This is a genomic window from Actinocatenispora rupis (genome assembly GCF_016861975.1).
Taxonomy (GTDB): domain Bacteria; phylum Actinomycetota; class Actinomycetes; order Mycobacteriales; family Micromonosporaceae; genus Actinocatenispora; species Actinocatenispora rupis.
The window spans coordinates 1-23820 of record NZ_BOMB01000003.1; the positions used below are offsets into that span (position 1 = coordinate 1).

At 73.7% G+C, this 23820-nt stretch carries 19 protein-coding genes; 10 read left to right on the forward strand and 9 right to left on the reverse strand.

Annotated elements, in window-relative coordinates; all coding sequences use genetic code 11:
- The 3 genes from Aru02nite_RS02770 to Aru02nite_RS02780 all read left to right on the forward strand — a co-directional run.
- Positions 1–729 (forward strand): peptidoglycan recognition protein family protein (locus tag Aru02nite_RS02770; RefSeq protein WP_203654630.1); only part of this gene is annotated, 729 nt, incomplete at its 5' end.
- A gap of 118 nt (positions 730–847) precedes the next feature.
- On the forward strand, positions 848–1879 hold the full coding sequence (locus Aru02nite_RS02775; protein ID WP_203654632.1) for an alpha/beta hydrolase: 1032 nt from the start codon (positions 848–850) through the stop codon (positions 1877–1879).
- A 139-nt stretch (positions 1880–2018) separates the two neighbouring features.
- Complete coding sequence (locus tag Aru02nite_RS02780) at positions 2019–3383, forward strand: WG repeat-containing protein (RefSeq protein WP_203654634.1); 1365 nt, start codon at positions 2019–2021, stop codon at positions 3381–3383.
- Positions 3384–3425: 42 nt separating this feature from the next.
- Here Aru02nite_RS02780 and Aru02nite_RS02785 read toward each other — a convergent pair whose 3' ends face one another.
- From Aru02nite_RS02785 to Aru02nite_RS02810, 6 genes are read right to left on the reverse strand one after another with little or no spacing between them, the layout of a single operon-like run.
- Positions 3426–4859 carry a tetratricopeptide repeat protein gene (locus Aru02nite_RS02785; protein WP_203654636.1) on the reverse strand — a complete coding sequence of 478 codons (1434 nt, stop codon included), beginning with the start codon at positions 4857–4859 and terminating at the stop codon, positions 3426–3428.
- Between the two features lie 50 nt (positions 4860–4909).
- Positions 4910–6238 carry a sulfatase-like hydrolase/transferase gene (locus Aru02nite_RS02790; protein WP_203654638.1) on the reverse strand — a complete coding sequence of 443 codons (1329 nt, stop codon included), beginning with the start codon at positions 6236–6238 and terminating at the stop codon, positions 4910–4912.
- A complete protein-coding gene (locus Aru02nite_RS02795) occupies positions 6235–7065 on the reverse strand; it encodes a carbohydrate ABC transporter permease (RefSeq protein WP_203654640.1) in 831 nt (276 codons plus the stop codon). Before Aru02nite_RS02795 ends, Aru02nite_RS02790 begins: the two co-directional genes overlap by 4 nt.
- Positions 7055–7966, reverse strand: coding sequence for a carbohydrate ABC transporter permease (locus tag Aru02nite_RS02800; RefSeq protein WP_203654643.1), 912 nt, complete (start codon positions 7964–7966; stop codon positions 7055–7057). The genes Aru02nite_RS02795 and Aru02nite_RS02800 overlap by 11 nt, the downstream gene beginning before the upstream one ends.
- A 3-nt stretch (positions 7967–7969) precedes the next feature.
- Positions 7970–9250 (reverse strand): extracellular solute-binding protein, encoded by a 1281-nt coding sequence (locus Aru02nite_RS02805; protein WP_203654645.1) that lies wholly within the window; start codon positions 9248–9250, stop codon positions 7970–7972.
- 29 nt (positions 9251–9279) lie between these two features.
- On the reverse strand, positions 9280–10317 hold the full coding sequence (locus tag Aru02nite_RS02810; protein ID WP_203654647.1) for a LacI family DNA-binding transcriptional regulator: 1038 nt from the start codon (positions 10315–10317) through the stop codon (positions 9280–9282).
- Between the two features lie 610 nt (positions 10318–10927).
- Here Aru02nite_RS02810 and Aru02nite_RS02815 point away from each other — a divergent pair.
- The gene (locus Aru02nite_RS02815) at positions 10928–12361 is read left to right on the forward strand and encodes an arylsulfatase (RefSeq protein ID WP_203654649.1); all 1434 of its coding nucleotides are present in this window, start codon (positions 10928–10930) and stop codon (positions 12359–12361) included.
- Between the two features lie 114 nt (positions 12362–12475).
- A complete protein-coding gene (locus Aru02nite_RS02820; RefSeq protein WP_203654651.1) occupies positions 12476–13474 on the forward strand; it encodes an aldo/keto reductase family protein in 999 nt (332 codons plus the stop codon).
- Between the two features lie 103 nt (positions 13475–13577).
- On the opposite strand, the gene Aru02nite_RS02825 is transcribed toward Aru02nite_RS02820, so the two are convergent.
- The gene (locus tag Aru02nite_RS02825) at positions 13578–13781 is read right to left on the reverse strand and encodes a hypothetical protein (RefSeq protein WP_203654653.1); all 204 of its coding nucleotides are present in this window, start codon (positions 13779–13781) and stop codon (positions 13578–13580) included.
- Between the two features lie 154 nt (positions 13782–13935).
- Between Aru02nite_RS02825 and Aru02nite_RS02830 the strand changes: the two genes are divergently transcribed.
- Together Aru02nite_RS02830 and Aru02nite_RS02835 are read left to right on the forward strand one after the other, a co-directional pair.
- Positions 13936–15600 (forward strand): bifunctional adenosylcobinamide kinase/adenosylcobinamide-phosphate guanylyltransferase, encoded by a 1665-nt coding sequence (locus Aru02nite_RS02830; protein ID WP_203654655.1) that lies wholly within the window; start codon positions 13936–13938, stop codon positions 15598–15600.
- Positions 15593–16345, forward strand: coding sequence for an adenosylcobinamide-GDP ribazoletransferase (locus Aru02nite_RS02835; RefSeq protein ID WP_203654657.1), 753 nt, complete (start codon positions 15593–15595; stop codon positions 16343–16345). Before Aru02nite_RS02830 ends, Aru02nite_RS02835 begins: the two co-directional genes overlap by 8 nt.
- 107 nt (positions 16346–16452) lie before the next feature.
- Here Aru02nite_RS02835 and Aru02nite_RS02840 read toward each other — a convergent pair whose 3' ends face one another.
- Together Aru02nite_RS02840 and gcvT are read right to left on the reverse strand one after the other, a co-directional pair.
- Positions 16453–16803: an MmcQ/YjbR family DNA-binding protein gene (locus tag Aru02nite_RS02840; protein WP_203654659.1), complete on the reverse strand. Its 351-nt coding sequence runs from the start codon at positions 16801–16803 to the stop codon at positions 16453–16455.
- Positions 16803–17909: a glycine cleavage system aminomethyltransferase GcvT gene (gene gcvT / locus Aru02nite_RS02845; protein ID WP_203654660.1), complete on the reverse strand. Its 1107-nt coding sequence runs from the start codon at positions 17907–17909 to the stop codon at positions 16803–16805. The genes Aru02nite_RS02840 and gcvT overlap by 1 nt, the downstream gene beginning before the upstream one ends.
- Positions 17910–18121: 212 nt before the next feature.
- Here gcvT and Aru02nite_RS02850 point away from each other — a divergent pair, with 212 nt between their 5' ends.
- From Aru02nite_RS02850 to sucB, 3 genes are all read left to right on the forward strand, one after another.
- Positions 18122–19621, forward strand: a complete 1500-nt coding sequence (locus Aru02nite_RS02850) for a leucyl aminopeptidase (protein ID WP_203654661.1) — start codon at positions 18122–18124, stop codon at positions 19619–19621.
- 749 nt (positions 19622–20370) lie between these two features.
- Positions 20371–21750: a dihydrolipoyl dehydrogenase gene (lpdA, locus tag Aru02nite_RS02855; protein WP_203654662.1), complete on the forward strand. Its 1380-nt coding sequence runs from the start codon at positions 20371–20373 to the stop codon at positions 21748–21750.
- A gap of 49 nt (positions 21751–21799) precedes the next feature.
- Entirely contained in the window at positions 21800–23563 is a 1764-nt protein-coding gene (sucB, locus tag Aru02nite_RS02860; protein ID WP_203654663.1) for a 2-oxoglutarate dehydrogenase, E2 component, dihydrolipoamide succinyltransferase, read from the forward strand.
- Positions 23564–23820: the final 257 nt, after the last annotated feature.

The following is a 23820-nucleotide window of genomic DNA, read 5'->3' on the forward strand; positions in this document are numbered from 1 at the left end:
CTCGAAGGCGGCCAGCAGCAGGTCGTCGCCGCGCACTGCCCCGGCGAGAACGGCAACGCCATCGGCATCGAAAACGAAGGCACCTACATCACCGAAACCCCACCCCAGGCCCTGACCGACGCCCTGACCAAGCTGTGCGTCGCGGTGTGCCAGCAGTACCGGCTGCACGCGTACGACATCTTCGGACACTGGGACTTCCGCGACACCGACTGCCCCGGAATCGCGTTCTACCGCCAGTTCCCGGCGCTGCGGCGGGGTGTGCAGACCGGGCTCGGCGAGTCCGCGTCCGGTGCGCCGGCCCGGCGCTGGCCCGACATCTGGCGGTTCGTCGGCGGCCCCGTCGTCCAACTCGGCCAGTACCTGCTGAACTCCCACGGCTACAAGCTGACCGCGGGCGGCACGTTCGACACCAAGACCGTCAACGCGGTGCAGAACTGGCAGTCCAAGCAGGGCATCCCCGTCGACCCGGACGCCACGTTCACCACACCGACGTGGGAGACGCTGGTGCCGGCCCTCGCGCCGGGCGCCACCGGCACCGCCGTCACCGGCGCCCAGACCATCCTGGCGCACAAGGGGTACCAGCTCAGCGCCACCGGCACGTACGACGCGGCCACCAAGGCCGCCGTCACCGCCGTCCAGCAGCTGCACGGCCTGCCGGCCACCGGTTCGCTGGACACCACGACGTGGTGCGCGGTCGCCGGCGGCACCGTACGCGAGGCGCTGTCCTGACGATCCGGTGACCCCGACCGGCGGTGCCCGTTCCCTCGGACGGGAACCGCCGGTACCGATCCGGCCGGGTCCGGCGCGGCGTCCGCGGCGGACCCGGCATCCCCAGCGAGGTGATCCCATGCGGGTACGCATCCTGGCGGCGCTCGCCGCCGCCGTCCTCATCACCGGGCTCGCCGCGGCGCCACCGGCCGTCGCCGCACCGTCGGCCGTCGCCGCATCGTTGCCCGTCGCCGCGCCGTTGGCCGTCGCGCGCCCGGCCGCCGACGGTGCGCGGGTCGTCGCGACGCGGCAGGTCGCCGACCGGCAGCTCGACCTCACCGTCTCCTCCCCCGCCCTCGGTACGACGGCGCCGGTCCGGCTGCTCACCCCCGACGGCTGGACCGCCGGTACGCACCGGCACTGGCCGACGCTGTGGCTGCTGCACGGCTGCTGCGGCGACTACACGAGCTGGACCTCGGCGACCGACGTGGCGGCGATCCCGGCGCTGCGGCACGTCCTCGTGGTCATGCCGGAGGCGGGCCGTACCGGCTTCTACTCGAACTGGTGGAACCACGGCGCCGGCGGTGCCCCGGCGTGGGAGACGTTCCACCTGACCGAACTGCGCCAGATCCTCGAACACGGCTACGGCGCCGGCCCGGACCGCGTCGTCGCCGGGCTGTCCATGGGCGGCTTCGGCGCCCTCTCGTACGCGGCGCGCCACCCCGGCATGTTCCGCGCCGCCGCCTCGTACTCCGGGGTCGTGGACCCGCTGTACTCCCCCGGCGGGCCGGAGAACGTGCTGTCCATCGCGCGGGGCCAGGGCGCCGACCCGGACGCGCTGTGGGGCGATCCGGTGGCACAGCGCGACATCTGGGCCGCGCACGACCCGTACGAGCTGGCGTCCGCGCTGCGCCGGATCCCGGTGTTCCTGTCCTGCGGGGACGGTACGGCGGGGCCACTCGATCCGCCGGGCGCGACCAGCGCGTACGAGACGCTGTTCCTGGCGGAGGGGCGGCACCTGGCCGGCCGGCTCGGCGCCCTGCCCGGAAACCGCCTGGTCACCGACTTCTACGGACCGGGCACCCACTCCTGGCCGTACTGGCAGCGCGAGTTGCACCGGTCGCTGCCCGTACTGCTCGGCGCGCTGGGTGTCGCCGCCGCGGCGACCTGAGCTGCTGGATGGCCGCAACCACGGCATTTCGGTACGCACCGTGGGAAAGCAATCCCGGTGCGTACCGGTGCCGGATCGAGAGAAAATCCGCCGCGGTACCGGTGCACAGGGCAAACGCAGATCCGGCACGATATGGGCTGTGACGGCAGACCCGGAGGTCGCGCTCGCGGCCCTTCCGTGGCGGCTCGACCCGGAGACGCTGCGGGAGCTGATCGACGACCGGGAGCCGGTGGAGGCTGCCCGCGCCGCGCTCAGCCAGGAACTGCCGATCACCGCCGGCAACGCCGCCCTCGCCCGGCTGTACGGGCTGCGTTCCGTCGCGCACCGGTTGCTCGGCGAACTCGACGCCGCGCTCGACGACGGGAAGCGCGCCGTCGACCACGCCGAGGCGACCGGCAGCCTGCGCCGCACCGCGATCGCCCGTACCCGGCTCGCCCACGCGTACCAGGTGGCGGGGCAGCACGCCGCGGCCGACCGGGAGTACGCGCTGGCCTCGTCGATGGACCTGCCGGCCCGGCTGCGCGCCGCGATCCACCAGGTGACCGGGACGTGCGCGTTCGAGCAGGGCCGGTACATCGAGGCGTGCGAACACTTCGAGAAGGCGCTGGCGCTGCGGCCCGACGCGGACGCCGAGTTCCTGGCCACGCTGGAGACCGCGCTGGACGCGGTACTCACGCAGGCGACGCGCGGCGGCTGGGGACCGTACCGGCGGACCCTGCCCGAACTGCTCGGCCACCCCGCGACCCCGGTCGCCAAGCGCGACACCGCCACCGGCCGCTGGCGGTACGAGCATCCCGGCGGCGGCGAGCTGATCGGCCCGCTGTTCGACGAGGCGATGCCCTTCAGCGACGGCAAGGCCTGGGTACGCCGGGCCGGCGCGCTCGGCCGCGAGGTGATCGACCGTACCGGGGAGTCGTTGACGCGGCCGCTGCGGTGGCGCTCGGTCGAACCGTTCAGCGAGGGCCTGGCCTGGGTGCGCGCCGACGACGCACCCGACTCGTGGCAGGCGGTGACCGTCGACGGCCAGGTCGCCGTGCCACCCGCCGGCTACACCGACCCGCGCCCCTTCCAGTACGGCGTCTCCGTCGTACGCCGGGGCGACGTGTGCGGCGCCGTCGACCGGTACGGCGAGACCGCGGTGCCGTTCGACTACGACTACTTCTGCACGACGACCACGGACGGCCGGCACGTCAACGGGTTCACCGCCGAACGCCTCGCCGTGGTCGACCGGATCGGCCGCCGCGGCGTCCTCGACACCACCGGCCGGGAGATCGTCAAGCCCTGCTACGAGGACATCCAGATCCACCCGGTCGGCTTCCTGATCCTGCTGGACGACTCCGTCTACCCGCACCCGTCCGACGCCGGCAAGGTCCGCGGCGAGCCCGGTACCTGGGGTCTGCTGGACCGGCAGGGCCGGGTCCTGGTCGAGCCGCACCAGCCGACCCGCGCGGGCATCCTCGCCGAGATCGACGGCATGCTCCGGGACAGCCGCCCCGTCCTCTGACCCTGCCACCCGCGCCCGGCCCGGCCCGCGCGGATCGGTCGGTCAGGCGCCGTCGGCGAGGTCGGCGAGGGCGCGGAGCGCACCGGCGTTCCCGCCGTCGGCGGCGCGGCGCCACCAGCGTTCGGCGTCGGCGAGTTCGCCGCGCGTCTCGTGCAGCGCGCCGAGGTTGAACATCGCGCGGGTGTCGGTGTCGTCCAGCTCGATCGCCCGCAGGTACCAGGTGCGCGCCTCGGCCAGCTCGTCCGCCCGGTGGTACAGGATGGCGAGGTTGTTGGCGGCGCGGGCGTGGTCGGCCTCGGCGGCCCGCCGGTACCAGCCGGCCGCGGCGTCGGTCTCGCCGGCCTGCTCGTGCAGCAGCCCGAGGTGGTAGAGGCTGCCGGGCTCGCGCTGCTCGGCGCCGAGGGTGAACCACAGCAACGCCTCGGTGGTGCGGTCCTGGCCGACGGCCAGTACGCCGAGGCTGTAGTGGACGTACGGGTTGCCGCCGTCGGCGGCGCGGCGCCACCAGCGTTCGGCCTCGGCCGGCTGGTCGCGGTCCCGCAGCAGCATGTTCCCCAGGTTGTACTCCGCGTCGTGCTCGCCGGCCGCCGCGGCGGTGCGCCACCAGTGTTCGGCACCGTCGAGGTCGCCCCGGTCGTACCGGAGGACGCCGAGGTTGAACTGGGCGGTGGGGCGGCCGAACTCGGCGGCGGTGCGGTAGTGGCGTTCGGCGCCGGCCGTGTCGCCCCGCGCGCGCAGCAGGTTGGCCAGGGCGTACACGCCGTCGACGTCGCCGGCGTCGGCCGCCGACCGGTACCAGCGTTCGGCCTCGTCCGCCTCGCCGTGCTGCTCGTGCTGGACGCCGAGGGCGATCATCGCGTCGGTGTCGCCGCTCTCGGCCGCGTCCCGCACGTCGGCGCCGGACACCTCGACCGGTTCGGCGCCGTCGTCGGGCTCGCCGCCGGTCTCCCGCAACGCCTCCTCGGCCTGGGGCAGCCCGGCGTCGGCGGCCATCCCCCACCACAGCCGGGCGGCCGTCCGCTCGCCGCGCTCGTGGTACGTCACGCCCAGCGCGTACGCCGCGGCCGGGTGGCCGCTCTCCGCCGCCAGGTGCAGGTACGCCTCGGCCTCGTCCGGGCGGTCGGCGCGCAGCGCGTGTACGCCGAGGTTGTGCAGGGCGTCCGGGTCGCCGCCGTCGGCGGCGCGCCGCCACCAGGTGACCGCGCCGTCCTCGTCGCCGCGGTCCAGGCACAGGTCGCCGAGGTGGCACTGGGCGTCGACGTCGCCGTCGTCGGCCAGCAGCCGGAACCAGCGTTCGGCGCCGGCCGTGTCGCCCGCCCGTACGGCGAGGACCGCCAGGTTGTGCCGGGCCGCGGCGTTCCCGGCCGTCGCGGCGCGTTCCCACAACGCCACCGCGGTCGCCTCGTCGCCCGCGTCGTACGCGGTCGTGCCGCGGTGGAACAGCTCGCCGGGACCGTCGGGTGCGGAGTCGTCCATCCGGACAATGATGCGGGTGCACGTACCGTCGCCGGACAGGCAGCGGTCGGTCAGCGCGGTTCGCCGGAGTCGACGCGCAGCTGGCCGGACGGGCGGGCCGGGGCCGGTTCGATCGTCGCGGCCGGTTCGCCGGCGGCGGCCATCCGGGCCAGCAGCCGTGCGCGCAGCGTGTCGGCCAGCGCCCGGTGCGACTCGTACCCGGCGAGGTTCGTGAGCTGGTACGGGTCGGCGGCCAGGTCGTACAGCTCGGTCTCCACGTACGTGCCGGCGCACGGGTCGGCCCAGCCGTCGGCGTTCGGCGCGCGCACCGCGTACGTCCAGCGGGCGGTCCGGATCGCCCGCCCCACCTGGGACTCCGAGATCTGCACGTACACCTCGGCGGGGCCGGGTCCGGCCTGCACGGGGTGGCCGGGCAGGTCGGCGTGGTCGAGTCCGGCCGCGGCGAGCAGCGTCGGCGCGAGGTCGACGAGGCTGACCAGCCCGTCGTGCCGGCCGCCGCCGGCGAACCCGGGACCGCCGAACGCCAGCGGGATCCGGATCGACGCGTCGTGCGCCGACCGCTTGTACTCGTCGTTCCGGGTCTTGAAGTGGCAGCCGTGGTCGGTGGCGTGGCAGACGACGGTGTCGTCGCGCAGTCCGGTGCTGTGCAGGGCGTCCAGCAGCCGGCCGAACCCCTCGTCGACCCGCTTCACCATGCCCCAGTACCCGCCGAGGTGCTGGTGGGTGGAGCCGCCGAGCGCGGCGAGGTCCGGCGGCACCCAGCGACCCTCGTACCGTTCGCGGTAGCCGTCGGGCGCCGGGTAGTCGTCGCGGGTGTTCTGGTGGTGCGGTTCGATCAGCGACACGAACAGCAGGAACGGCCGCTCGTGCGGCCGGGCCAGGTAGTCGATCGCCGCGTCCACGTACGTGTCGGACCGGTAGCCGGGGAGCCGGTGCAGCGTCCCGTCCCCGTCGTACAGGCGCGAGTCGTACGCGTCGGACAGGAACTCGACGACGTCGGCGGCGAGCCAGTGCCCGTACCCGCCGCGCGATTCCGGTGGCACCGGACGGTCGTCGGTCCCGGCCAGGTGCCACTTCCCCACGTACGCCGTGTCGTACCCGGCGCCGGTGAACCGGTGCGCCAGCGTCACCGCGTCCGCCGGCAGCGGGATCCCGTTGCGGTACACGCCGGTCTCGGTCGGGTACCGGCCGGTCTGGATCATCGCGCGGGCCGGCGCGCACACCGGCTGGTTCGTGAACGCGGTCGGGCAGAACGTGCCCTCGGCCGCGAACCGGTCCAGGTTCGGCGTCAGGTCCAGCGGGTTGCCGTGCAACCCCATCGTGTCGTACCGCTGCTGGTCGGTCAGGAACACCACGACGTTCGTCAACGGCTGCCTCATTTCAGGCCGGTCAGGGCGACACCGCGGACCAGGTACCGCTGGGTGAAGAAGAACAGCACCGCGGTCGGCACGAACAGGACGACCGAGCCGGCGGCGGTCAGGTTCCACTGCGTGAAGTACTCCTGGTTGAACAGGGTCAGCCCGACCGGCATGGTCCGCATGTCCGTGGTGGTCGTGGCGAGCAGCGGCCAGAGGAAGTTGTTCCACTGGAACACGAACGTGAACAGCGCCAGTACGGCCAGCGCCGGTTTCGCCTGCGGCAGCACGATCCGCAGGAAGATCCGCAGTTCGCCGGCGCCGTCGGCGCGGCCGGCGTCGATCAGTTCGTCCGGCAAGGCGGACAGGAACTGCCGCATCAGGAAGATCCCGTACGCGTCGCACAGGAACGGCACCACCAGCCCCTGGTACGTGTTCAGCCAGCCGAGCTGCGAGAACACCACGTACACCGGGATCATGCGTACGAAGAACGGGATCATCAGCGTGGACAGCACCACGACGAACAGCGTCCGCCGGAACGGGAACGAGAACTTGGCGAACGCGTACCCGGCGATGGGGTCGAGGACCAGGTGGGCGACGGTGACCAGGCCCGCCATCACGAGGCTGTTGACGAAGAACCGGCCGAACGGCACCCGCGAGAACAGCACCGCGAAGTTGTCGACGCGCAGGTGCGCCGGCCACAGCACCGGGTTGCCGGCGAACACCTCGGCGTCCGACTGCAACGACAGGGACACCATGTACAGCAACGGAATCACGGTCAGCGCGCAGCAGACGACCACGACCGCGTAGCCGACGAACCGGGCGCCCGGGAACAGGCTGTCACGTCGCATGGCGTTGCCCCACCTTCAGCTGCACCACCGACAGCACCAGGATCACGATCAGCAGCAGGTACGACAGCGCCGAGGCGTAGCCGAAGTCCCGGAACGCGAACGACGTCTGGTACACGCGGAAGACGAACAGGTCGGTCGCGCCGGCCGGCCCACCGCCCGTCACGAGGTACGGCAGGGCGAACTCCTGGAGCGACGAGATGACGCCGATGATGGACACGAACAGCGTGGTCGGTGCCAGCAGCGGCAGCGTCACGTGCCGGAACCGGCGCCACACCGAGGCGCCGTCGACGGCGGCGGCCTCGTAGTACAGGTGCGGGATGCCCTGGAGGCCGGCGAGGAACAGGACCGTGACGTACCCGGTCTGCTGCCAGACGGTGATCCCGATCAGGGTGGCCAGCGGATGGTCGGTCAGCCACTGCTGCTGCGGCAGCCCGGCCGCGGCGAGCACCCGGTTGAGCACACCCACCTGCGGGTCGAGGATGTTGCGCCACAACAGACCCACGATCGCCACCGACGTCAGGTACGGCACGAGCAGGATGCCGCGGAACACCGCCCTGCCGCGCAGGTTCTGGTTCAGGATCACCGCGAGCACCAGGCCGAGCACGATGCTCAACACCAACGCCCCCAGCCCGTACTGGAGGGTCACGGCGAACGCGTGGCGGATCTGCGCGTCACCGAACGCCCGGGTGTAGTTGCCCAGCCCGACGAACTCGTCCGCCCGCGCGCCGGCGAACAGGCTCGTCACGAACTCGTTCGCCAACGGGTAGAAGAACAGCAGGGCGAAGAACACCAGCGCCGGCGCCAGGAACGCGAACGCGGTACGCGCCTGCCGGCGGCGCATCGGGCTGCGCCGCCGGGTACGCACCGGCGCCGGCGCGCGCCGGTCGAGGGTGGCGACCACGGCTCAGCCCCCGACGAGTTTCGCCGCGGTGGAGCGGAACGTGGTGACGGCCTGCGCCGCGCTGCCGTTCGACAGGATCGTCGACTCGTACGCGGTCTTCCAGGCGTCGGACACCTCCGTCGCCTTGCCCGTGGCGGCGATCCCGTTCGGCCAGCTCTGCCCGTACGCGAGGGCCCTGGCGACGGCGCCGACCAGCGGATCGGCCTTGACCGTCGCGTTCGCCGCCCACGACTTGCGCGGCATGGTCATCCCGGTCTCGGCGGTGGCGGCCAGTTCCACGTCGAGGGCGGTGAGCCGGGTGATGAGGTCCCACGCCAGGTCCGGATGCTTGGCCTTGGCCGGGATGAACACGCCGCTGCCGGCGAAGCTCGTGGCGCGCGCGGTGTGCGACAGCGGCAGCGCCAGCCCGAGGTCCAGCTTCGGCGCGGCCTGCTTGATCGGCGCGAAGTCCCACGGCCCGCTCAGCATCATCGCGACCCGGTTCGCCACGAACAGCTTCTCCGGCCCCTCGTAGTCCGAGCTGGCCACCGGCACCGGCGACACCTTGTACCGGTGGATCAGATCGTGCTGGAAGCCCAGCGCCTCGGCCGCCCTGTCCGCGGGCGTCAGCACCTGCTTCGCCGACGGATCCCAGTACTTGACGCCGTTCTGGAGGATCCACGGCGACGAGTATCCGAAGTCGGAGTTGAGCGCCACGCCGTGCTGCTGGCCGTGCGTCAGCTTCCGCGCCGCGGACAGGAACTCGTCCCAGGTGGACGGCGCCGCCTTCAGCCCCGCGTCGGCGAACATCTTCTTGTTGTAGAACAACAGGTTGCACGTCAGGTGCAGCGGCACCCCGTACGTCTTCCCCCGGTACTGCACGTTGCGCAGCGCGTTGTCCTGCCAGTCGTGCGGGAACCCGACCTTCTCGCCGTCGGCGGCGATGAAGTCGTCCAGCGCCAGCGCGTCCCCGCTCGTCGCGTACGTGACGGGCCAGCCGCTGCCGTCGTCCTCCACCAGGTCCGGCACCGTACCGGCCTGGATGTCGGCGGTCAGCTTGGTCTGCAGGTCCGGCCACTGGAACTTCTGCCAGTTCACCGTGATCTTGTGGTCCGCCTCGAACTTCCTGACCACCTTCGCGTACGCGTCGTAGCCGTGGCCGGCGTTCCAGTACAGGGTGAAGGTCTTGTCGCCGCCGCCGGTGTCGGCGGCCGGAGTGCGGCTGCACGCGGCCAGCAGGGGTGCGGCGACGGCGGCGGTGGCGCCGGCGCGCAGCAACCCGCGCCGGGACAGGGTGGTGTCCATGCTGAGGCTCCCTCGGGGAGAGAAGGGGGTTACGCCGACCCGCGCACGATCAGCCGCCACGGCTCGGCGAGCCGTACGCCCGGCAGGGCTGACCCGGCGGCGATGCGCTCGAACAGGCGGTCGACCGGTGCGGTGAAGTCGAGTCGGGGCAGGCCGATGGTGGTGAGGGCGGGGGTGATCGCCGCACCCTCCGCGGTGTTGCCGATACCGGCGACGGCGAGGTCGCCCGGCACCGACCGACCGAGGTCGCGGGCCGCCCAGATCGCGTCGACCGCGCCCCGGTCCGAGGCGGAGATGAGCGCGGTCGGCGGCTCCGGCGACCGCAGCAGCACCTGCGTCTCCGTGTACGCCCGGTCGCGCACGTCCGCGCCGGGCCGTACCAACTCGGCCGGCAGGGGTACGCCGGCGTCGGCGAGCGCCGCGGCGACCGCCCGGTACTTCAGCGACTGCACCGCGTCGTCCGGTGCGGTCAGTTCGATGTCGTGCGCCAGGTACCCGATGCGGCGGTGACCGCGGGACACCAGGTGGCGCACCAGATCCCGGCACGCGGCCGCCTGCGACTGGTCGACCACGTCGTACGAGTCGGCGGCGAGGTCGTCGTCGAACACCAGCAACGCCAGGCCCGCCGCGGCCAGCGCCGCCAGCTCGGCCGGCTCGATCAGCGCGCCGGGCGCGACGACCGCACCGTCCACGTACCGCTCGCGGAGCACCCGCAGGGCCGGCTCGCCGGGCCGCTCGGACCGCAACGGCAGCGCGATCATCGAGTACCCCCGCGCGCCGCCGGCCTCCTGGATCTGCTCGGTGAGCCGCTCCACCCACGGATTGTCGGGCATCCGGTACACCAGGCAGACCAGCTCGGTACGTTGCCGGCGGAGGCTGCGCGCGGCGTGGTTGAGCCGGTAGCCGAGCTCGTCGACGGCCCGCAGCACCCGCTCGCGCGTCTCCGGCGTCACCGGCGTCGCCCGGTCCCGCCGCCCGCTCAGGATGTACGACACGGTCGCCGTGGACACGCCCGCCCGCAGCGCCACGTCGCGCTGCGTCGGCGGCCGGCCGTCGTACTGCCGCATCGCACCGCCCCTTCCTCGTCCGAATCCCGCCGAACCCCGCAGTCAACCCCGCGCGCCCGAACCTCCGCGCGCCCGAACCTCAGGCGGCCGAACCCCGGCACTCCCGAGCTTCAGGCGTTCGAGCCACGGCACTCGAAACCCTTGCGCCACAACACTTCCGCGCCCGCAAGCCGGACCGCACAGACTCCGGGTGCCGAGCCCGCGACCGCGGAACTCCGACCGCCCGAAGCCTGGCCGCCGGAGCCCGTGACTGCCGGGACGCGGCAGCCCGAACCGCGGCAGCGAGCGCCGTGGCGGCCGGAAGCGTGGCCGACGGGTCGTACGGCGCCGGTGGCGGGATGCCGCCGGCCGCAGCCGGTTACACGATTACCCAGAGACTGCCGCCACGTCAATACCCTAGTGATTCGGTCGACAATATCGGGTGCCGGCGTCGGCTAGGGTTCCGCCCAGCGCGACCGCACCGCACCCGGCGGTACGGTCGCGGCGTCGCGCGCGGCGGAGCCGTCTCCGGCCGGCACCGTTGCGCGCAGCAGAGCCGGATCCGGGTCGGTGCCGTTGTCGGGCGGAGCCGGATCCGCACGGTGTCGCACCGCCGAGCAGAGGGGTCGTCGTGTCGCAGCAGAGGCCCAACGTCGTACTCGTGGCCGTGGACCAGTGGCGCGGTGACTGCCTGTCCGGCGCCGGCCACCCGGTCGTACGCACGCCGTACCTGGACGGGCTGGCGGCGCGGGGCGCGCGCTTCGACCGGGCGTACTCCGGTTGTCCCACCTGCATTCCGGCCCGTGCCACGCTGCACACCGGACTGTCCGCGGCGCACACCGGACGGGTCGGCTACCGGGACGGCGTGCCGTGGGACTTCCCGGTGACGCTGGCCGGCGAGTTCTCCCGGCAGGGGTACCAGACGCGGGCGATCGGCAAGCTGCACGCGTACCCGGAGCGGAACCGGATCGGGTTCGACGAGGTGGTGCTGCACGACGGGTACCTGCACGCTTCCCGTGCGCGGCAACGGGATCCGCGGTTCCACGACGACTACCTGAGCTGGCTGCGGCGGCAGCCGGGCGAGTCGCCGGACGCCGACCACACCGAGCACGGGCTGCAGTGCAACTCGGTCGTGGCGCGGCCGTGGGGCCGGGCCGAGCGGCTGCACCCGACGAACTGGGTCGTCACCGAGGCCATCGACTTCCTGTACCGCCGCGACCCGACGGTGCCGTTCTTCCTGCACCTGTCGTTCCACCGCCCGCACCCGCCGTACGATCCGCCGGCGTGGGCGTTCGAGCAGTACCTGGCGGCGCCGCAGTACGAGCCGGTGGTGGGTGACTGGGTCGGGGCGCACGAGTCCTGGCGCGACGACGGGCAACCGGACGCCAACGCCGCCGTGTACGACCCGGTGACGCTGCACCGCGCCCGCGCCGGCTACTACGGCCACATGTCGCACATCGACCAGCAGGTCCACCGGTTCGCCGAGGCGCTGGCCGAGTTCGGGGAGCGGGACACGTGGCTGTGCTTCACCTCCGACCACGGCGAGATGCTCGGCGAGCACCACCTGTTCCGGAAGGCGTACGGCTACGAGGGTTCGGCCCGGGTGCCGCTACTGCTCGCCGGTCCGCCGGGTGCGCTGCCGGGCGGGGTGGCGACCGACGCGGTGGTGGAGCTGCGCGACGTCATGCCGACCCTGCTGGACTGCGCCGGACTGTCCACACCGGACGGTCTGGACGGCCGGTCGCTGCTGCCGCTGGCGCGGGGCGGCGGCGCGCCGGTGCGGGAGTACCTGCACGGGGAGCACGTGCTGTTCGACGAGGCGCAGCACTGGCTGACCGACGGGCGCGAGAAGTACCTGTGGTTCTCGGGATCGGGGCGGGAGCAGCTGTTCGACCTGTCCGCCGATCCGCACGAGTGCCACGACGCGGCGGGCGAGCGACCGGAGCGCGTCACGTACTGGCGGGAGCGGTTGGTGGCGGAGCTGACCGGGCGACCGGAGGGCTTTGTCCACAATGGACAGCTGTGCGCCGGACGGCCGGTGACCGAGGTGATCTCCACCGGTTGACCGGTTCCGCGTATGGTACGACGCCGATCGAACCTTGCGCCGGCCGGGCGCCGTACGGATGGGGCGTGTCACGACCGGGGCGTACCCGCCCGCGGCCGGGGATAGGGTCGGGGCATGGAATTCCGACACCTTGGCAAGTCCGGCCTCGTCGTATCCGAGATCTCGTACGGGAACTGGCTGACCCACGGATCCCAGGTCGAGGAGGACGCCGCCCTCGCCTGCGTGCGCGCCGCGCTGGAGGAGGGCATCACCACGTTCGACACCGCCGACGTGTACGCCGGCACCCGCGCCGAGACCGTCCTCGGCAAGGCCCTGGCCGGCGAGCGCCGCGAGGGCCTGGAGATCTTCACGAAGGTGTACTGGCCGACCGGCCCGGGGCAAAACGACCGCGGCCTGTCCCGCAAGCACATCCTGGAGTCGATCGAGGGCTCGCTGCGCCGCCTCGGCACCGACCACGTCGACCTCTACCAGGCCCACCGGTACGACTACGACACGCCGCTGGAAGAGACGATGCTGGCGTTCGCCGACGTCGTACGGTCCGGGAAGGCGCTCTACATCGGCGTCTCCGAGTGGCGGGCCGAGGAGATCCGCGCCGCCGCCAAGCTGGCCGCCGAGCTGCACGTGCCGCTGGTCAGCAACCAGCCGCAGTACAGCGCGCTGTGGCGGGTCATCGAGGCCGAGGTCGTCCCGACCTGCGAGGACCTCGGCATCAGCCAGATCGTCTGGTCGCCGATCGCGCAGGGCGTGCTGACCGGCAAGTACAAGCCGGGCGAGCAGCCGCCGGCCGGCTCCCGCGCCACCGACGACAAGGGCGGCGCGCAGATGATCTCCCGGTTCATGAACGACGACGTGCTCGGCCGAGTGCAGCAGCTCGTACCGCTCGCCGAGCAGGCCGGCCTCAGCATGGCGCAGCTCGCCGTCGCCTGGGTCCTCCAGAACCCGAACGTCGCGTCCGCGATCATCGGCGCGTCCCGGCCCGAGCAGGTCCGCGACAACGTCAAGGCCGCCGGCGTGAAGCTCGACTCCCAGCTGCTCGCCGCGATCGACGAGGTACTCGACCCCGTCGTGGAGCGCGACCCGGCCCGTACGCAGAGCCCGGCCTCGCGCGCCTGACCCGGTGTGACGCGTGGAGGCTCGGCACCTCCACGCGTCGCCCACGCGGCTTCGCGCGGCCTCCGCAACCCCGGCGGCCGCGCCGGGGCTCAGTGCCGGAGGGTCACTGGGTGGTCTCCGGCCGGAGGCTCATCGCGTACTCGACGCGGTCGTCCTCGACCAGGGAGACGGTGGCGACGCCCTGGTCGGACAGTTCCCGCCAGCACTGCCCGAGCCACGACTCGGCGTCGGCCTGGCTGCCGAACACCTCGCCGGGGCCGGTGGCCGCCGCACCGTCCGCGTCCTGGTACCGCCAGCTCCACGCCATGCCCACACTCCCGCCGCCCGACGTACCGGACTGCCAGCCTATCGGGGTGGACGGCCGTCCGGGGAGTTCATGATCGGCCCTGTCGGCGGCCACCGGGCGGTCCGCGGCCAGGGTGGCGCGCGCGAACCCCGATCGATGGGCAAAGATGGCACCCGTGACGGACGCGCATCGGGTACTGGTACTGGGCGGCATCAGCTCGGGCAAGTCGAGGTTCGCCGAGCGGCTGGCGGCCGACGGGTCGGCGGATCGGCACTATCTGGCCACCGGCCGGGAGAATCCCGACGATCCGGACTGGCAGCGGCGCATCGAGACGCACCGGGAGCAGCGCGGCGACGGCTGGACGACAGCCGAGTGCGGCGCGGACCCCGACGCCCTGCGTACCGCGCTGGCGGAGGTGCCGGCGGGCAGCGCCGTGCTCGTCGACGACCTCGGCGGCTGGGTCGGCCTGCTGCTGGAACGCGACGGCGACGACACCGACCGGTACGCGCTGGCCGCGGACGTCGCCGCGCTCGCCGAGGCGGTCCGCGACAGCCCCGCCGCCCGTGTCGTACTGGTGAGCCCGGAGGTCGGGCTGTCCGTCGTACCGGAGAGCCGGTCGGGGCGGCTGTTCGCGGACGTGCTCGGCGACGTGAACCGGGCGGTGGCCGAGGTGTGCGACCGGGTCGCCCTGGTCGTGGCCGGTCGCGCCGTGTGGCTGCCGACCGACGCGACCGTACCGGCGGACGGTGCCGCGGCGCCCGTTGCGGCCGAGGCGGTGGCCGCGGTCGCGGTACCGGACACCGGCGCCGAGGTGGCGGAGGAGCCGGAGGACATCGGCCCGGCCCAGCCGGACGACGACATCGCCGCGATCCGCCCGCCGGACCGGATCGCCATCAACGCCGCGCAGGACAGGCTCGTGGCGCTCGCGTCCGGCGGTGCCGGGCTCGGTGCGCTCGCCGAGCCGGTCGCGTGGGCGGTCGGCGCGACCGGCCGCCCCGGCCCGTGGACGTCGATCCGGCTGGTACTGGTCGGCGCGGACCACGCCGGCGGCGCGTCCGCCGGGTCGACCGTGGCCGCGGACAAGCTCGCGGCGATCGAGTCGGGTGACGCGCCGCTGGCCCGGCTCGCCGAGCGTACGGGCGCCACGCTGACCGTCGCCGACCTCGCGGCCGAGGGCCTCACCGCGCCGGCGCCGGCGATGGAGCGCGCCGACGTCCTGACCGCCGAGCAGGTCGACGCGGCGTTCGCGCTGGGTCGGCGGCTGGCCGAGACGGCGGCCGACGAAGGCGCCGACGTCCTCGTCCCCGCGGCGTACGGGGCGGGTGTGCGCACCGCCGCCGCCGCCGTACTGGCCGCCGCGACGGGCGCCGAGCCGGCCGGGTTGCTCGACCGGGTCGTCGGTACCGCCGGCCGGATCGACGACGACGCGTGGATCGCCCGCGCGGTCGCCGCCCGCGACGCCCTGCACCGGGTACGCCTGCGCTCGCGGGACACCCGGTCGCTGCTCGCCATGCTCGGCGGCCCGGACCTGGCCGTACTGACCGGGTTGATCGTCGGCGCCGCCGTCCGCCGTACGCCGGTGCTGGTGGACAACCCGGCGACGGCGACCGCGATGATCCTGGCCCGGGACCTGGCGCCGAGTTCGCCGTGGTGGTGCCTGGTGCCCGACCACGGCCGGCAGCCCGCCGTCCAGCACGTGTGCGACCTGCTCGGCTTCGAGCCGTTCCTCGACCTGGGGCTGGGGCTCGGCGACGGGTGCACCGCGCTGACCGCGGTCGGTGTGCTCGCGCCGCACCTCGCGCTCGCCGCGACCCTCGACGACGAACCGGTCCATGCGTGATGGTCTGCGCCTGGCGCTGACCACGTTCACCGTCCTGCCGGTACGGGCCGGGCGGATCGACCGGTCCACGGCACGTACCGCGATGGTGTTGGCGCCGGTGGTCGGGGTGGCGCTGGGCGCGCTGCTGGCCGGGCTGGCGCTGCTGCTGCGGCTGGCGGGCGCGCCGGCGCCGCTGGCCGGTGTCGCCGTGGTCGCCGCGGCGGTGCTCGCCACCCGCGCCCTGCACCTGGACGGGCTGGCCGACACGGTCGACGCGTTCGGCAGCTACGCCGACGCCGACCGCGCGCTGGCGATCATGAAGCGCTCGGACATCGGCCCGTTCGGCGTCGTCGCCCTCCTCCTCGTACTCGGCGCCCAGGTCGCCGCGCTCACCGCGGTACTCCCCCGCCCGCCGCTCGCGGTGCTCGCCACCCTCACCGTCGCCGCCGGTACGGGACGGCTCGCGGTGACGCTCGCCTGCCGCCGGGGCGTACCGGCGGCGCGGCCGGACGGGCTGGGTGCGCTGGTCGCCGGGACCGTACCGGGCTGGGTGGTGGCGCCCGCCGCCGTACTGCTCGCCGCGGCCGGGGGAGCCGCCGACCCCGGGCGCCGCTGGCTCGGGCCGGTCGCGGTCGCCGCCGGCGTGGCCGTGGCGTACGCGGTGACTCGGCGGGCGACGCGCCGGTTCGGCGGGATCACCGGCGACACGCTCGGCGCCGCGCTCGAACTGGCCGGTACGGTCACCCTCGCCGTCCTCGCCTGCTGACGCGGCCACGACCGGCGCGGCTCGTCCGGGCGTCACGGCAGCAGGCTCCGGCCCGCTCGAACGGGCGCGACGGCACCGGATCCCGGCCCGCGCGACACCGGCGCGGCTCAGGTCTCCGCGTCGTACGAGGAGGTCAGGCGGCGCGGGGCGGTGCTGCGCCAGGCGGTGACGACCAGCTCGCGGAGTACGGCGGGGTCGACGCGCGACAGGTCGATGCGGACCCAGCCGAAGCGGCCGGTGGTGGGTGCGACGGAGAACGTATCGGGGTCGGCGGCGACGAGGTCCGTCTGCTCGGCCGGTGCCGCCTTGACCGTCGCGTACCGTGCCTCGGGAGCGGCGACGGCGAACATCTTGCCGGCCACCTGGAACGCGGTCTCGGTGCCCCAGGTGCGGGTCTCCTCCGCGCCGGGCAGGCCGAGTGCGATCGAGCGGACCTGCTCGAAGGTGGCACCCGCCATCACTTCACCGAGGGCGTCACGAACGGCGGTTTGACCACCGTCATCGGCGACCGGCGGCCGCGTACGTCGACCTCCACCTCGGCGTCCTCGGCGAGGCCGGCGGCGGTGTCCAGCAGGGCGAGCGCGATGCCGCGCTTGAGCGTCGGCGAGAACGTGCCGGAGGTGACCCGACCGACCTGCGTGTCCCCGACGTACACGGCCATGCCGGGGCGGGGGATGCCGCGGCCGCTGGCCGACAGGCCCCACAGCCGGCGGGCCGGGCCGGCCTCCTTCTCGGCGACCAGCTTCGCGCGGCCCCAAAACTCGGGCTTCTTCCAGCCGACCGCCCAGCCGGCGCGCGCCTGCACCGGGCTGATCTCCATCGACAGGTCCTGGCCGTGCAGCGGGTAACCCATCTCGGTACGCAGGGTGTCGCGCGCGGCGAGCCCGGCGGGCCGGACGCCCAGGTCGGCGCCCTGCGCGAGCAGCGCGTCCCACACCGGCGGCGCGTACTGCGAGGCGATGACCAGCTCGTACCCGTGCTCGCCGGTGTATCCGGTGCGGCACACGACGACCGGATGCCCGTCGACGGTGGCGTCCACGAAGCTCATGTACCCGTGGTCGGTGGGCACGCCGAGCCGGTCGAGCAGCGCACCGGACCGCGGCCCCTGCACCGCGACGATCGCGTACTCCCGGTGCTGGTCGGTCACGGTGATCCCGGCGGGCGCGACGGCGGCCAGGCGGCGGCACACCTCGGCGGTGTTCGCCGCGTTCGGGATGAGGAAGACGTGGTCGTCGGCGTACCGGTAGGCGATGAGGTCGTCGACCACGCCGCCGGTCGCGTCGTCGCAGCACAGCGTGTACTGCGCCTGGCCGGCGCCGATCCGGTCGAGGTCGTTGGCGAGGCACCGGTTGACGAACTCGGCGGCGCCGGGGCCGCGCACGGTGGCCTTGCCCAGGTGCGACACGTCGAACACGCCGACCGCCTCGCGGACCGCGGTGTGCTCCGCGATCACCCCACCCCCCGCGTACTCCAGGGGCATCTGCCAGCCGCCGAACGCCGCGAACTTCGCGCCGAGCGCCTGGTGCTTCTCGTGGAGCGGAGAGCGCAGGAGGTCGTCGGTCATGGGTGGCAACCTACCCGCACCCCCCGACGTCTCCCGGAGCGGGACCGTCGCCGTGCCGGGCCCGCCGCACGGCACACCGAGGGAACGTCCCGGTGGCTCCGCGGGAACGTCCCGGTGGCTCTAGCATCGTCTGCGGCCCCGGCGTCGACGTCGACCCGGGGCCGGCCACGCGACTCGTGGCCGATCCCGTATCCGTGAACCGGAGGCATCGCGTGACCTCGCTCGCCCTCGCTGACCACAATCCCGCCACTCTCGCCGTCGACGCGGTCGTCGTCGGGCTGTACGAGTCGGACGGCGCCCCCACGTTGGCGCCCGGCGCGGCCGAACTGGACGCCGCGTTCGGCGGAAGGCTGGTGGAGACGCTGGTGCTGCTGGGCGCGACGGGTGCCGCCGGGGAGGTGACGAAGCTGGCCACGCTGGGCACGGTGCCCGCGCCGGTGGTCGCCGCCGCCGGGCTCGGTTCCGCCGCCGCCACCGGCCACGCCGCCACCGAGTCGGTACGCCGGGCCGCCGGTGCCGCGGTCCGCGCGCTCGCCGGCAGCGGCACGGTCGCCCTGGTACTGCCGGAGCCGGCCGCGGCGGCGGAGGGCGCGGCGCTCGGCGGGTACCGGTTCGCCGGGTACCGGTCGCGTCCCGTACCGGGTGAGCGGGGGCCGGTCGGCAGCGTGCGCGTGGTCGTACCGGACGCGAAGGACAAGACGGCGCGGGCCGAGCTGAAGCGGGCGACGGCGGTCGGCACCGCGGTCGCGCGTACCCGGGACTGGGTGAACTCGGCGCCGAACGAGCTGCGGCCGCCGGCGTTCGCCGCGTCGGTCGCGGCGGTGGCGGGCAAGGCCGGCCTGTCGGTCGAGGTACTGGACGAGAAGGCGCTGCGCAAGGGCGGGTACGGCGGCATCCTCGCGGTCGGCGAGGGATCCCCGGCGGGCCCGCGGCTGGTGCGCCTGGCGTACTCGCCGAAGGGGCGGGCGGCGGCGAAGGTGGCGCTGGTCGGCAAGGGCATCACGTTCGACTCGGGCGGCCTGTCGATCAAGCCGGCCAAGGGCATGTGGGAGATGAAGAGCGACATGGCGGGCGCGGCGGCGGTGGCCGGCACGATGCTCGCGGTCGCCGCGCTGAAGCCGAAGGTCGAGGTCGTCGCGTACCTGCCGATGGCGGAGAACATGCCGAGCGGCTCGGCGTACCGGCCGGGTGACGTGGTCACCATGTACGACGGCTCGCGGGTGGAGGTGCTGAACACCGACGCGGAGGGCCGGATGGTGCTGGCCGACGCGATCGCGCGGGCCTGCGAGGACGGCCCGGACTACCTGTTCGAGACGTCGACGCTGACCGGCGGCCAGGTCATCGCGCTCGGCGGCCGGGTCGCGGGCGTGATGGGCTCCGAGTCCCTGCACGACCGGGTACGCCTGGCGGGCGAGGCGGTCGGCGAGGCGATGTGGCCGATGCCGCTGCCGGAGGAGGTCGCCAAGCTGATGAAGTCGGACGTGGCGGACCTGCTCCAGGTGGCGAGCGGGATGGAGCGGGCCGGGCACATGCTGCAGGGCGGCTACTTCCTCAGCAGGTTCGTGGCGGAGGGCGTGGACTGGGCGCACATCGACGTCGCCGGCCCCGCGTACCACGAGGGCGAGGAGTACGGCTACCTGCCCAAGGGCGCCACCGGCGTACCGGTACGGACGCTGCTGCGGCTGGTCACCGACATCGCGGAGAACGGCTGAGCGACGCCGGGGCGTACCCGACGCTCCGTGACGGTGCGTGCCTTCGCGGGCGATGCGCCACGGAACGCCGGGTGCGCCCGGTTCCGCCCCGCGGCGCCGGTCAGTCGGTGCGGCCGGCGCGCTGCCGGGCGTTCTGGACGGCGTTCTGGCGGGCGTTGTAGTCGCGCATCCGCTGGGGTAGCCGAGCTTGGCCACCTCGTACACGGGGATGGCGAGGCGGCGGCCGAGCGCGTGCGCCGCGTTGGGGCCGAGGCGGCGGCGGGTCCATTCACCGTCGGCGCTGATCAGGATGACGGTGGGCTCGGTCATCAGGGTGCCGGGCTCCAGGTACGCCTCGACGCCGGGGCGGCTCGCCGCGAAGCGTTCGAGATGCTCGACGTCGGCCGGGAGCCCGGCCCGGCCCCGCCCGTTCGAGGCACTCCGTCGCCGGCCGAACAGTCCCACCTGTGCCCTCCCTCGTCCGCTGCGCCGGATCAGGGTACGGGCCGGGGAGCGCCGGCGGCGACCCCGCGGTTACCGTGGCCGAGGGTGACGACGTGTCACGTGATGGGCTGTGGCGGGACTCATGAGCGGCCGTTCAGCCCGAGGTGACAGGATGACCCCGGCACGACAGTGACACAGGAGACGACGTGAGCGCAGACCGGCGGTGGGGATCCCAGCGCGCCGGTCGCTCACCGCGAGGAGCGAACCATGAGTCGTGAACGCGGAGCGGTGTCGACCACGATGACGGCCGGAGGTCGGGGCGAGGCATGAGCACGGACTCCCACTTCGACCTGGTCGTACTCGGCGGCGGCAGCGGGGGGTACGCGACGGCCCTGCGCGCCGGCACCCTCGGCCTGTCGGTGGCACTGATCGAGAAGGACAAGGTCGGCGGTACCTGCCTGCACCGGGGCTGCATCCCGACGAAGGCGCTGCTGCACGCCGGCGAGGTGGCGGACGCGGCGCGCGAGGCCGCCCAGTTCGGGGTGCGGGCGAGCCTGGACGGCGTCGACATGGCGGGCGTCAACAAGTACAAGGACGGGGTCGTCTCCCGGCTGTACAAGGGGCTCCAGTCGACGTTGAAGGTGCGCGGCGGCATCACCACGATCGAGGGCGCCGGCAGGCTGGTCGGCCCGACCACGGTCGAGGTGAACGGCCAGCGGGTCACCGGCCGCAACCTGGTGCTCGCCACCGGCTCGTACTCGAAGTCCCTGCCTGGGCTGGACGTGGACGGCGAGCGGATCCTCACCTCGGAGCACGCGCTGGAGCTGGACCACGTGCCGTCCTCGGTCGTGGTACTCGGCGGCGGCGTGATCGGCGTGGAGTTCGCGAGCGCGTGGCGGTCGTTCGGCGCGGACGTGACGGTCGTGGAGGCGCTGCCCCGGCTGGTCGCGGCGGAGGACGAGGAGGTGTCGAAGGCGGTCGAGCGCGCGTTCCGGAAGCGCGGGATCGCGTTCAGCACCGGCACCCCGTTCACGGGGGTGGAGAAGACCGCCGACGGCGTCCGGGTGACGATCGAGGGCGGGACGACGTTCGACGCGGAGCTGCTGCTGGTCGCGGTGGGGCGCGGCCCGGTCACCGCCGACCTGGGCCTGGCCGAGCAGGGCGTCGTCCTGGAGCGCGGCTTCGTGCGTACCGACGAGCGGCTGCGCACCTCGGTACCGAACGTGTACGCCGTGGGTGACATCGTGCCGGGCCTGCAGCTCGCGCACCGCGGGTTCCAGCAGGGCATCTTCGTCGCCGAGGAGATCGCCGGGCTGGCGCCGACGCCGATCGACGAGACGGGCATTCCGCGTGTGACGTACTGCGAGCCGGAGGTGGCCTCGGTGGGGCTGACCGAGGCCGCGGCGCGCGAGAAGTACGGCTCGGTCGAGACGCTCAACTACAACCTGGGTGGCAACGGGAAGAGCCAGATCCTCAAGACCCAGGGCTTCGTGAAGCTGGTACGGGCGACCGACGGCCCCGTCGTGGGGATCCACATGGTGGGTTCCCGGGTCGGCGAGCTGATCGGTGAGGCACAGTTGATCTACAACTGGGAGGCGTACCCGTCGGACGTCGCCCAGCTCGTCCACATGCACCCGACCCAGAACGAGGCGCTCGGCGAGGCGCACCTGGCTCTCGCCGGAAAGCCGTTGCACGTCCATAGCTGATCGCGCCCGTTCGACGCACCAGCTTCGAACTTCACGAGGAGTCGTACCCATGCCGACCTCGGTCACCATGCCGCAGCTCGGAGAGAGTGTCACCGAAGGCACCGTCACCCGGTGGCTCAAGCAGGAAGGCGACCGGGTGGAGGCCGACGAGCCGCTGCTTGAGGTCTCCACGGACAAGGTCGACACCGAGATCCCGTCCCCGGCGTCCGGTGTGCTGTCGCGCATCGTCGTACCGGAGGACGAGACGGTCGAGGTGGGCGCCGAGCTGGCGCAGATCGCCGGTGAGGGCGAGGACGCGCCGGCCGCGCCGGCTCCGGCCGCCGAGCCGGCCGCCGCCCCGGCGGAGGCCCCGGCCCCGGCAGCACCCGCGGCGGAGGCCCCCGCCGCTCCGGCGCAGGAGGCCCCGGCCGCGCCGGCACCGGCCGCCGCACCGTCCGCCGGTGGTACCGACGTGACCATGCCGGTACTCGGCGAGTCGGTCACCGAAGGCACCGTGACCCGGTGGCTGAAGCAGGTCGGCGAGACCGTCGAGGTGGACGAGCCGCTGCTGGAGGTGTCGACGGACAAGGTGGACACCGAGATCCCGTCGCCGGCCGCCGGCACGGTGCAGGAGATCCGAGTCCAGCAGGACGAGACGGTGGACGTCGGGACGGTGCTCGCGGTGATCGGCTCCGGCCAGGCCGCGTCCGCGCCGGCCGCCGCGCCCGAGCCGACCCCGGCCCCGGCCGCGCCGGCGCCCGCTGCCCCGGCTCCGGCCGCGCCCGCTCCCGCGGCGCCCGCGGCGAAGCCGGCCCCGCCGACCGCCGAGCCGGTGCAGCAGAGCGCGCCGGTCGCCGTACCCGCCGCGCCGGCACCGTCGGCGAACGGCTCCGGCGACGGCCCTTCCGGGTACGTGACGCCGCTGGTACGCAAGCTCGCCGCCGAGCACGGCATCGACCTGGCGTCGCTGTCCGGTACCGGTGTGGGTGGGCGGATCCGCAAGCAGGACGTGCTCGACGCGGCCGAGGCGAAGAAGGCCGCCGCCGCGAAGCCGGCCCCGGCGCAGGCCGCGCCGGCCGCCGCGCCCGCGGCGAAGTCGGCGCCGAGTCCGTTGCGCGGGCGTACGGAGAAGTTGTCGCGGATGCGGCAGGTGATCGCGAAGCGGATGGTCGAGTCGCTGCAGACGTCGGCGCAGCTGACCACCGTGATCGAGGTCGACGTCACGACGATCGCGCGGCTGCGGAACAAGGCGAAGGCCGAGTTCCAGCAGCGGCACGGGGTGAAGCTGTCGTTCCTGCCGTTCTTCGCGCTGGCGGCGGTCGAGGCGCTCCGGGAGCACCCGAAGCTGAACGCCTCGATCAACACCGAGGAGAACACGGTCACGTACCACGACCAGGAGAACCTGGTCATCGCCGTGGACACCGACCGGGGCCTGCTGGTGCCGGTCATCCACAACGCCGGTGACCTGAACCTGGCCGGTCTGGCGCGGCGGATCGCGGACCTCGCCGAGCGCACCCGCGACAACAAGGTGAGCCCGGACGAGCTGGCCGGCGGCACGTTCACGCTGACCAACACGGGCAGCCGGGGCGCGCTGTTCGACACGCCGATCTTCCCGCAGCCGCAGGTGGCGATGCTCGGCACCGGCGCCGTCGTGAAGCGCGCGGTCGTCGTCGACGACCCGCAGCTCGGCGAGATCATCGTGCCGCGGTCGATGGTGTACCTGGCGCTGTCGTACGACCACCGGCTCATCGACGGGGCGGACGCGGCGCGGTTCCTGGCCACCGTCAAGGAGCGGCTGGAAGGTGGCGCGTTCGAGGCCGATCTCGGCCTGTAACGACATCGCGCGACGGTGCGGGGCGTTCCCTTCGGGGGGCGCCCCGCTTCGTTTTTCTTTGTACGCCAGCGTGGGTGCCGGGGGCGCTTGCCGTGCTGCGGGACTCCAGTGGTACGGGATGGCGCGCGTTGCTGTGCCGTGTCACCCCGGTGTTCGCCGCCCCGGGCCGGGGCCTGGGGGTGCGAGAGAGGACTCCGTCCTCTCTCGCACTCTCTCCTGCCAAACTGGGCAGCCCCCTTTGGAAACCCCCGAAGTAG

Excerpts from the sequence above, each read along its gene's own strand:
- gcvT (WP_203654660.1), bottom strand. The coding sequence starts at position 17,909 with ATGACCGACGACCTCCTGCGCTCTCCGCTCCACGAGAAGCACCAGGCG.
- lpdA (WP_203654662.1), top strand. The coding sequence starts at position 20,371 with ATGAGCACGGACTCCCACTTCGACCTGGTCGTACTCGGCGGCGGCAGC.
- sucB (WP_203654663.1), top strand. The coding sequence starts at position 21,800 with ATGCCGACCTCGGTCACCATGCCGCAGCTCGGAGAGAGTGTCACCGAA.
- Aru02nite_RS02795 (WP_203654640.1), bottom strand. The coding sequence starts at position 7,065 with ATGCGACGTGACAGCCTGTTCCCGGGCGCCCGGTTCGTCGGCTACGCG.
- Aru02nite_RS02805 (WP_203654645.1), bottom strand. The coding sequence starts at position 9,250 with ATGGACACCACCCTGTCCCGGCGCGGGTTGCTGCGCGCCGGCGCCACC.
- Aru02nite_RS02810 (WP_203654647.1), bottom strand. The coding sequence starts at position 10,317 with ATGCGGCAGTACGACGGCCGGCCGCCGACGCAGCGCGACGTGGCGCTG.
- Aru02nite_RS02775 (WP_203654632.1), top strand. The coding sequence starts at position 848 with ATGCGGGTACGCATCCTGGCGGCGCTCGCCGCCGCCGTCCTCATCACC.
- Aru02nite_RS02835 (WP_203654657.1), top strand. The coding sequence starts at position 15,593 with ATGCGTGATGGTCTGCGCCTGGCGCTGACCACGTTCACCGTCCTGCCG.
- Aru02nite_RS02840 (WP_203654659.1), bottom strand. The coding sequence starts at position 16,803 with ATGGCGGGTGCCACCTTCGAGCAGGTCCGCTCGATCGCACTCGGCCTG.
- Aru02nite_RS02820 (WP_203654651.1), top strand. The coding sequence starts at position 12,476 with ATGGAATTCCGACACCTTGGCAAGTCCGGCCTCGTCGTATCCGAGATC.
- Aru02nite_RS02825 (WP_203654653.1), bottom strand. The coding sequence starts at position 13,781 with ATGGCGTGGAGCTGGCGGTACCAGGACGCGGACGGTGCGGCGGCCACC.
- Aru02nite_RS02790 (WP_203654638.1), bottom strand. The coding sequence starts at position 6,238 with ATGAGGCAGCCGTTGACGAACGTCGTGGTGTTCCTGACCGACCAGCAG.
- Aru02nite_RS02785 (WP_203654636.1), bottom strand. The coding sequence starts at position 4,859 with ATGGACGACTCCGCACCCGACGGTCCCGGCGAGCTGTTCCACCGCGGC.